Origin of the sequence: Corallococcus sp. AB049A (assembly GCF_003668885.1) — a bacterium.
Lineage (GTDB): Bacteria > Myxococcota > Myxococcia > Myxococcales > Myxococcaceae > Corallococcus > Corallococcus interemptor.
In genome coordinates this window covers 1-9,199 of sequence record NZ_RAWL01000352.1, presented here as the reverse complement: position 1 = coordinate 9,199, position 9,199 = coordinate 1, and the positions used below count along the sequence as shown (strand labels likewise).

General features: G+C 68.6%; 6 protein-coding genes. 1 reads left to right on the top strand and 5 read right to left on the bottom strand.

Annotation, left to right across the window (positions count from 1 at the left end):
* The 5 genes from D7X55_RS44865 to D7X55_RS29555 form a co-directional block, all read right to left on the bottom strand.
* A partial coding sequence (locus D7X55_RS44865) for a hypothetical protein (RefSeq protein ID WP_233610147.1) occupies window positions 1-342 on the bottom strand: 342 nt, incomplete at its 3' end.
* Window positions 343-706: 364 nt separating this feature from the next.
* Window positions 707-3,178 carry an Ig-like domain-containing protein gene (locus tag D7X55_RS29570; RefSeq protein ID WP_147470258.1) on the bottom strand — a complete coding sequence of 824 codons (2,472 nt, stop codon included), beginning with the start codon at window positions 3,176-3,178 and terminating at the stop codon, window positions 707-709.
* Window positions 3,179-3,216: 38 nt separating this feature from the next.
* The gene (locus D7X55_RS29565; protein ID WP_121724817.1) at window positions 3,217-4,809 is read right to left on the bottom strand and encodes a DUF1501 domain-containing protein; all 1,593 of its coding nucleotides are present in this window, start codon (window positions 4,807-4,809) and stop codon (window positions 3,217-3,219) included.
* Between the two features lie 8 nt (window positions 4,810-4,817).
* Window positions 4,818-5,819, bottom strand: coding sequence for a hypothetical protein (locus D7X55_RS29560; RefSeq protein WP_121724816.1), 1,002 nt, complete (start codon window positions 5,817-5,819; stop codon window positions 4,818-4,820).
* Window position 5,820: 1 nt separating this feature from the next.
* Entirely contained in the window at window positions 5,821-7,482 is a 1,662-nt protein-coding gene (locus tag D7X55_RS29555) for a hypothetical protein (protein WP_233610146.1), read from the bottom strand.
* Window positions 7,483-8,388: 906 nt separating this feature from the next.
* On the opposite strand from D7X55_RS29555, the gene D7X55_RS29550 reads away from it, so the two are divergent.
* Window positions 8,389-9,199: phosphodiester glycosidase family protein (locus D7X55_RS29550; RefSeq protein ID WP_158626443.1), on the top strand; the 811-nt coding region annotated here is incomplete at its 3' end.

The window sequence follows — 9,199 nt, the reverse complement described above, 5'->3', positions numbered from 1 at the left end:
CTCCTGGGGGCCGCAGCCGGCGCCTCCCACGAGGGTGAGTCCGAGCACCGTCGACACGAGCCATTTCTGCATCTGCATGGTGAATGTACTTTCGTTGAGGAACGCCTGAGGACAGGCGCTTCGCGCGGCCGCGCCAGCGAAGAGGGGGCGAGTTGGGGAACGGCGGCCACCGGACCCAGCCCGCGTCGACACGTCGTTGCGCGCGGCGGGAACCCCGGTCCGCCCTTCATACGTAGGACCCTCGAAACGCTGGTTGTGCGGCCCCCTCGATTTCTTCGGGAGCCGCTCGGCGGCCACCACCACGGGCTCACCCGCGTCCATGGTCACCGAGTCGATGGGCATGGCCCCCAGCCCTACAACGTCGGCGAGCGCGGAGGCAGGGCATCCGTCATGGGCAAGCCGGGGCCGTCTCTGTCATCCAGTTCTTCGGCTCGGCCTTGCAGGTGACGCGTTCCTCGTGCTGGGCGTGGTGGGCTTCGTCCAGCGGTGGCGCCGCCGCAGCCTGGAGCCCTACGAGGTCGTCTTCGCCCTCATCTTCGTCCTGCACTGGGCGGTCATCTCCTCCTTCTTCATCTGGTGGGCCGGGCACTCCATCGGGCCGCGCTTCTTCACCGACGTCCTGCCCTACCTCGTGCACAACTGGAACTCCTTCCCGGTGAACGTGGACAGGAATCCCTCGCGCGTCTGGGATTGGAAGGACGCGCAGCTACCAGGTCTTCGCCGCGGCGAGCACCTCGTTGAAGTCCATGCCGTTGACCCGCATCACCGCGAGCCAGTTGATGGGCCCCACGACGTCGAAGACGAGGCCCTTGCCGCCAGAGGCTTCGACGATGCTGGCCCCCGATGTGTTACCCGTGCCGACGCCGTAGACGATGCCCGAGCCCGCGAGCTCCACGCTCGCGAGACCCGCTCCGAAGTTGTTGTCTCCCACGGACGCCGCCACGTGGTACCGGCCATCGGGAACCTGGAGCCGGAACCTTGCTCCGGTCTGCATCGTCAGCACGAAGCTGGCCAGGCGCGCATCCTGGGTGCCCTTGCGGTCGCCTCGAGTCTGGAGACCGACCGCGTCCTGCCAGCCCCAACCGCGGGTCGCGTTGAAGGCGGAGTCGTCGGCCACCGCCCAGCCCGTCACCATCGGCGGTCCAGGAGGCTGGAAGTTCAGCGCGATCAGCTCCTGGGTCGCTCGCGGGATGACCTCGAGGGCCGCCTGGGCATCCACCGCCCCGACCTTCGCGTGGAGCGTCGTCGTTCCCTCCGACACGCCCCTGACCGTGCCGTCGGCCACCGTGGCGATCGACGCGCCGTCGGAGCTCCAGGTGGCCTCGCAGGTGACGTCGCGGGTGAAGAGGTCGGCGCCGCGGTGGTAGGAGCCGACGGCCGTGAGGCCCGCCGTCCCGCCGCGAGCCACCGTGAGCGCCGACGATGGCTGAATCGTCAACGCATCGAGCACGACGTCGCCCGTCATCGGCACCACTTCGATGACCCGGGCGCCCACCAGCCCGCGCCGGGTGAGGGGATCGGTGTAGCTGGCTTGCAGCCGGGCCCGGCCCGGGTTGATGGCCCGGAAGGTGCCGTCCTCATCCAGGGTCGCCACCTCCGGGTCGAGCGAGCTGAACGTGATTCCCGAGGTGGGGACGACCGAGGTTCCGTCCTGGAACACCGCCGTCACCCCCAGCTTGCCGGTCGAGTTCGCCTCGACCTTCGCGTCAGGCGCCGTCACGTCGATGCGCCGCAACAGGCGCGCAGGTCTCGGATCGAGCCGGTAGACGAAGACATGGGTGTCGACGGTATTGACCACCACGAAGACATTCAGGCTCGGCACGTAGCGGAACCGCCCGAACGTCCCGTTCAGGTTGGCCGGTCCGGGCACCACCGTGCCCAGCGCCGCACGCTTCGTCCAGACGCGGGTGTCGAGGTTCAGCGTGTAGATGTCCCCGCCCCCGTTCCATGCCACGAGCTGATCGGTCACCGGGTCGTAGTCGACGCCGGGATTTCCCACCGCTTCAATCTCCCGCGCGCCCGTGGTCGCCAGCCGCGTGCGCTTCGGAACGAACTTCCCCAGCGCGTCGATGGTCCAGGTGTCGGTGGAGCCCTGACCGACCTCGACGTACAGCTTGCGCCGGGGATCGACGACCGCGTTCTTGTAATAGCCGAGTTGGTCCGCCTCACCGCGGATGGTCCACCTGCCGGTGGCGGGATCCCAGACCGACACCGCCTCCGCGCCGGAGTGGTACCAGAGGACGCGGGTGTTGGGGTCGTAGGCGGAGTTGGAGCCGGTGCGCGTCCCGAGCTGTGGCAGCTCGGGGTGATTCTCCCAGCGCCGGGTGTCGAGGTTGAGCGCTGTCTGAGGCCAGCCATCCCAACCAATCGCGAGGAACCGGTCGAAGGGCGGAGGCAGGTATTCGAGCCCATCGTAGGTGTGGATGGCGCAATTGACGCCCAGCGCCCGGTCGGGACACTCCGCTCCGGGGCTCACCGGATCCGGATCGGTCAGGCGGACCCACGCGCCCGTCCGCAGATCGAAGCCGTAGATTTCGTTGCCGTAGTAGCCGTTGTGCCCGCCGCCGGTGATGTAGAGCCGGTCGCGTTGGGTGTCGAGGGCACCACTCGACCAGTCGTTCATGATTCCGCTGATGCCCTCGCCCCAGCCGAGCCACGGATGCATCGCGGGGGAGAGGGCCGCGGCCCGCAGGTTCGAATTCGGGAACGCGTACCAGTGCCCCGGCGCCAACCCGGAGAGCGCATCGGGGGGTGGGTCCGGAATCGTCACCGTCACCGGATTGGACGGAAGACTCTCTCCCCCTTCGTCGGTGAGCGCCGTGACGGTGTACGTGTACGTCTCGCCCGGGACGACCGGGCGGTGGGCGAAGGCCGGCCGCTCGACCTGTCCGACCTGCCCCGCCCCCAGCAACACGCGGTAGCGCTTGACCGAGGCGGTCGTCGACGGCGCCCACGTCAGGGAGACTTCGAAGGCGGAGACGCTCGCCGCGACGAGTTGCGTGGGCGCGGCGGGCGGCGCGGGCCTCGGAGCGCAGGCGCTGGCACCTGCGTCGGTTCCCGCATCCGCTTCCGCGACAACTCCGCCGTCATTCGACGAAGTGGAACCGCCGGAACAGCCGGCTGAGCCCAGAATCAACACACCGAGGACAAGGCTTCGAACGAGCGAGGGAGGGGGCATCTGTGTCCAGTCCTGTTGGGGGGCACCGCGGTACTGACTCAGCTCCTCACGACGCCGTCGAAGACGCCGTAGCCGCCCGGGATGAAGAAGTCCTTTCCGGGCACGAGCCCATAGGCGCGGAGCACCGTCGCCGCGACGTCCTGCGAGGTCGGCGTCCGCGTCGCGATGTCCCCGGACTCCTCGACGAGCCTCACCGGAATGCCCATGGGCGAGCCGTCCATCCTCTCGTCGTAGCCGCCGATCATCTGGTTCCCCTGGATGCCGCCTCCCACCAGGAGGGCACACGTCGCGGGGTGGTGGTCGCTGCCCACCTTGGGGAACGTCCGCCCGAAGTCGCTGTAGACGTACACGAGCGTCTCATCCAGCAGCGAACGCGACGGGTCCGAGCGGCTCGGCGTCAGGCTCATCTCCAGGCACATGCGCCCCACCATCTCCAGGGCGATGCGCAGGTACTGGGCATGCACGATCTGGCCGTTGACGAAGTGGGAGTCGAAGGTGAAGCCCTCGATGCTCGTTGCCCGCAGGTTGACGGTCGACACCAGGTCGGACTTCAGCAACTGGAGCGCGAACGCATAGTCCCCCATCGACGGCATCGTGCCGCAGGCATCCGCATAGCCGGTGCAGGCCATCCAGTCCTCGGGATACGCGGGGTCGGCCTTGAGCTTCTCCCAGGCGGGCGTCTTCTCCAGCACCGACAGCATGTCCCGGCGAATCGTGCGACTGGCGCCCTTGTACGTGTCGTAGAGCTGCTCCAGGTACCCGTCCGTTCCGGCGCTGGAGGTGCCTCGCTCGCGGCGCACCGCCTTGAGCAGGGCCGAGTCCACCGCCGTCGCGGGCACCGCGCCGGACATGGGCGTGCCATCGAAGGCGAGGTCCGGCTCGTCCTTGCGCGCGCGCAGGCCGTGCCACGTGCCGTCCCGCCGGTCGGAGAGCGTGGGCTCCACGCTCGCGCTGGAGGAGAGCAGCGTCGGGTTCGCCAGCGCGGGCAGCCCGAGCGCCATCGGCAGCGGCCCCCCCAGGGCGACATTGGGCAGGGGCCGGTCCGGGAAGCGTGACGCCATCGCGTTGGCCACGACGGCCTGCACCGACGGAGCCCGGAAGGTGGAGCCGGCGACACCGGACATGCTCGCGATGAGGCCGCTCGCGTGCGCCGCCGTCCCCTGGTCCGCTCCCACCAGCAGCACCGCCTTCTCGTAGAGCTTGTAGGCCGGGTTGGCCCACACGTACCCCTCCGGGCGGTAGACCTGGGCGTTGCCGACGACGGGGTTGTTCCCGTTCCTGTCCGCGGGATTGGACCAGTTCCAGTAGACGGGCACGCGCAGCTTGCGCGCGGGCCCGGGGGACATCAGGTCCACCGGAGAGCGATCCAGGTGCTCCACCTGCTCGGGGTTGTACCCGTAGGCGTAGTTGCCTCCCTGCGCGGGAGGGATGAACTTCTGGATGCCCGCGCGGGTCATCGGCGCGAAGAAGGACTCCCAATGGAGTCCGCCCACCAGCCAGATGGCCAGCATCTTCGTGGGCCGGCCCGACGCCGACTGCGCCATCGCCGACGGCAGGCCATACCGCGCCATCAGCCCGACGTGCGCGGCCCCGAAGGCCGCTTGAAAGAGATTGCGACGAGAGAGCTTCATGGCGGGCCTCAGTAGAAGATCCAGTGGGGGTGGCGGATGAAGTACGAGCAGACCCCCACGTAGGCGGGCTCGGTGTCAGTCGGCGTCGAGAGCGGCACGAAGACGTCCGTGTACAGCTCGTCCACCTGCGCGTCGGTGAAGCGCTCTCCCAGGAAGTGGAGCGACCAGCGCTTCAGCGTGGCCTTGACGTCGGCCGGGTCCGCCGTGCGCGCCGCACCGTTCGGGAACAGCGCCGTGTTGTCCTGCCGGGCCAGGGCCCTGCGGCACCAGCGCTGGGAGACCTGCGTCAGCGTCAGGGCCAGCGTGGGCGAAGGGGTCCGGTCCGCGGAGACCTGGTTCATCACCGAGCCTCCACCCAGCCCATGGTAGCGCTCGCCGCTGATGTACTGCCGGGGAGCGGGGATGGCGTCCGGCGACTGGAGCGGGAGGTACTCCTCGCCTCGGGACTCCGCCATGTCGAAGCCGAACTCCTTCGCGTTGACGAAGAAGTCGTCGTACCCCAGCCCGAGCTGCTGGTAGAGCGCGCGCTGCATCTGGGCCGCGCTCATGCGGGTGATGCGCGGGGCGTCGCGGTCCGGCCGGGCATCACGCTGCTGCGTGCCGAGCCCTTGAATCCAGGCTCGCACCGCCTCCACGGGGAGCTTCGCGGTGCCCTCCGAGACGAGCTGCGCGTAGGACTTCTGGCCGATGGGCATCTGCTTGAAGGAACCGGTTCCCCGACCCTCCAGCAGCCGCAGCAGCTCGCTTCCGTCGGGGTCGCCGGCCTTCACCAGCCGCGCATCCGCGACGAGCAGGCCCTGGAAGGCCTCCACCGAGGCGAAGTAGCCGCGCGCGCCCTGCGCATGGCAGCCCTCGCAGTGCGGTTTGAGGCCCTCCATGACGCGCAGGGTCTCCGAGGTCGCCGGCGTGCCGCACGCCGACTGTGTCTGGGAGCGGGGGGTGGACGGCGTCACCTCCGGGCTACAGGCGGCCATCCAGGGGAGTACGAGGAGCCATGCGTAGCGGTTCATGTCAGCGCCCCCTCTGGAAGAGGTCCGACTGCGTGAGTGCCTTGATGTACGGGCGGGCCTTGCGGCCCCCGGAGATGAAGCGCGCCACCTGGTCCTCCAGGTAGCCCGCCTCCTTCGCCGGGTCGATGTCCCGCCCCATCACCTGCGCGTGCAGGTGACGCACGACACACCGGTCGAACGAGCCCGAGGCGACGATGAGCTTGGCGAAACCCAGCGGCCCCACCGTCCCGTCACTCGTCTGGCCCAGCAGGTTCTGCTCCGCAGGGAGGAAGTCGATGAAGACGGCCTCCGGATTCGCGTCGGCCTGGGCCTGCGTGACGGGTGTCAGCAGCGTGTCCGGCATGTACCAGCGGTTCCAGTGGCTGAACGGGTCCGAGTGATAGGGGTACTCGCCGGTGCGCCACCGCGCGGGCCAGTGCCACACCGTGCCCACACCCGGCATCGGGTAGGTCGCGCCATGGCCCTCGAAGCCGTGCCCCACCTTCGCGAAGCGCTTGAAGTGGATGGCCGCGGGGTCCAACCGGCGGTGGCAGTGCTGGCAGGTCCCCTCCGTGCCCGGGTCCCTCTTGTACTCGTTGAACTCCTGCCCCTGCGGCGGGGAGAGCTCCTCGCAGGCCAGCATCTCCAGCGCCCGCGCGCCGCGCACGCGCTCGCGGGGATAGGCGCTGAGGAAGCCGAGGCTGGTGAGCATGCCCGCGGCGGGGATGCCCTTCATGGCCGTGGACTGCGTGCGCGGGTCGTACCGGTAGTCCCGCTCCTCCAGGAAGAAGGGGTTGCGGGCCGGCACGGAGTACTCGCGCCAGGCCGTCGGGTCGCCCTGGCGGTGGTCGGGGTCGACCGGTGCGCTGGCGAAGCGCGACGGTCTCCACCAGGAGTCGTCCTCGAGCAGGTACGTCAACTCGCCGGCGAGGCCCTGCATGACGTAGGCAGCCTGCAGGCGCGTGGGGCCCACGGAGTAGTTGCCGAGGATGAGGTCCGTCATCGGCCGGTCGTGCCAACCGAGGTGCGCGAACAGTCGGGCGGGTTCCTCGGCGACGAGTCGCCGCTGCCCTTGTGGACTGTGAAGCCCGTAGTCCTCCCAGCCCGGATAGCTCCCCGTGTCCGCGTGGCAGCGCGCGGCGGCGGGCCCGCAGCCACAGTTCGCGACGGGGCCCGCGGTGGCGCAGTTCACCGTCACCGGGAAGCCGCTCGCGTCGTAGGTCTGCCCCGTGGGCGACACGCTCGCCGCGAAGCCCACCAGCCTCGTCGTGGCGCCCGGGGCCCACCATGCCTCGAGGGAGCGCTCCTCCGCGGGCGTGCCATCCGGCTTCAGGCCCTGACAGGCATCCTTGTCGTCGCGGAAGTACTTCCACGCTCCAGCCTTCGGCGTGCCCTCGGGGCACCGGACGATGGAGCGCTGCTGCTGCAGGCCATACTCCGGCGGATCCGCCGTCGGCCCCACGGGCGGGATGTTGAACCAGTCGCGCGCCGTCTCGAACAGCGTCCGGTAGAAGGTGGGCTCCTGGAGCGTCCGGTCCACGAAGGCGGAGACGTAGGCGCGCTGCGCCGCCTCGGTCCCGGCGGCCTCCAGCGCGGCGTACTCTTCATCCGTCGGAGGCTCGCCTCTCAGCGCCAGCGCGCTGCGCCGCAGCAGGCGGCTGGGGACGAGCACGTCGGCCGGCACGCCCGCGTCGGAGCCATCCGCGGGCGGGGGCTCGACGCAGCCGGCATCCCCGCCATTCGGAGTGGGTCCCGCGGGCCCGATATTGCCGGAGCAGCCCAGCCAGAAAAGGAACGGGAGGAGCCAAAGAAGCGCGCACGCGTCTCGCGCGGTGGCCAGCCCTGGAGGAGGGAGCTTTCGATGGGGCATCCGCGGCCCCATGGCAAGTCACATGCCATGGACGCTCGCGCGAGCGCTCCGAGTGGGCAGGGGCAGTTTCCAGGCTCCTGCGCCGTGGCGTAACGGGGAGTGTCCACCACAGCTTGAGGTCCGCGCGCAACACCTGACGTCCACCACTGGAGCTCCCTCCCGGTGAACGTGGACAGGAATCCCTCGCGCGTCTGGGATTGGAAGGACGCGCAGTTCCTGCGCGCCTTTCCCCAACCTGTCGGGCGCTGACAGGGTGGTGCTCAGCGCTTCAGCCGGAAGGTCGGCGTCCCCACCGCCAACGCCGTCCGGATGGACAGCACGCCGCGTTCCAGCGGACTGAGCGGTCGCGGCAGGGCTCAGGACCCGCGCTCCTTTTCCCGGCTGTCCCTATTGCCCTCTGGCGAGAGCCCGACACGCTCGTTCCGTGAACGTTCCCTCGCCCATGAGCAGATGAACACAGAACCCCCGCAAAGGGCCTATCCAATGAAATGGCGCCTTCCTTCTGTCTTCTCTGTCGTGAAACCACGCTGGTCACTGCCAGTCGGGTTCGGGTTGCTGCTGTCCTTGCTCCCCCTTGGCGGCACGGCCCTTGGCGGCCCGCCCGCGCCCCAACCACCTCGCCCGCATGCAGGGACGTGCTCTCCGAGCAGCCCTTCCGAAGAGGTGGCGCCGGGCATCAGATACTACGACTGCAGTGCCAATGACCCAGCGGTCCATGTGGTGACCATCGATCGCACTGTTCCTCAGATGCACCTGCAGGTGTTGGCCCAACCCAACGGGGATCCCAACAAGCAGCCCGGCATCATCGGGGATCCCAACAAGCAGCCCGGCACTATGAACCTGCGGACGCTCCAGACCCTCGGCGACATGAACAATGCGATCGTCGCCATCAACGGCTTCTACTGGGGCCCCGAGGACCAGAAGGGCTATTGGTGCTCCATGCCCACGTACAAGTGCGAGGAAGGAACGCCGACCACGCCGGTGTTCCTTGACGGCCTGAACGTCGGTGCCTCCCCGAGCGACAATTATGTGCTGATGGGTTTCACCGTTGACGACTCCGGTATTCAGGCCAAGCGCATTCCCAATAACGAGCTGTTCAATCCTGAGAACAAGCCCTACCGCCAATGGATGTACGGCTCCGAAAAGACGGTGATGAGGGATGGCGTGTTCGATAGCTCGGGTACCGACAATAAACCCACCAAACTGAGCATTCTCGGCTACTCCGACCGCTACATCATCTTTCTGATCTCCGAGTCAGACTCTCTGAGGAAGGAGCTTTCCTCGACGCTGTCCGCGTTCGGCACCACCGATGCGGTACTCAATGATGGCGGTCCCTCGGCTGAACTCTACATTCACGGCAAGCCGCTCATCGACCCCACGGGTTTTAGTCGCAAGATTGCCTATGGCATCGGGTTGGTCCCTGGCCTTCCGAAAGGCATCACCGTGCGGGTCCCCGGTTCCACCAATGCCGAGGAGCATCGCCAGGAGCTCGAAAACGCCCGCGAGCAGCCCCCCCGCCACGGCCTCCCAC

Excerpts from the sequence above, each read along its gene's own strand:
- D7X55_RS29570 (WP_147470258.1), bottom strand. The coding sequence starts at position 3,178 with ATGCCCCCTCCCTCGCTCGTTCGAAGCCTTGTCCTCGGTGTGTTGATT.
- D7X55_RS29565 (WP_121724817.1), bottom strand. The coding sequence starts at position 4,809 with ATGAAGCTCTCTCGTCGCAATCTCTTTCAAGCGGCCTTCGGGGCCGCG.
- D7X55_RS29560 (WP_121724816.1), bottom strand. The coding sequence starts at position 5,819 with ATGAACCGCTACGCATGGCTCCTCGTACTCCCCTGGATGGCCGCCTGT.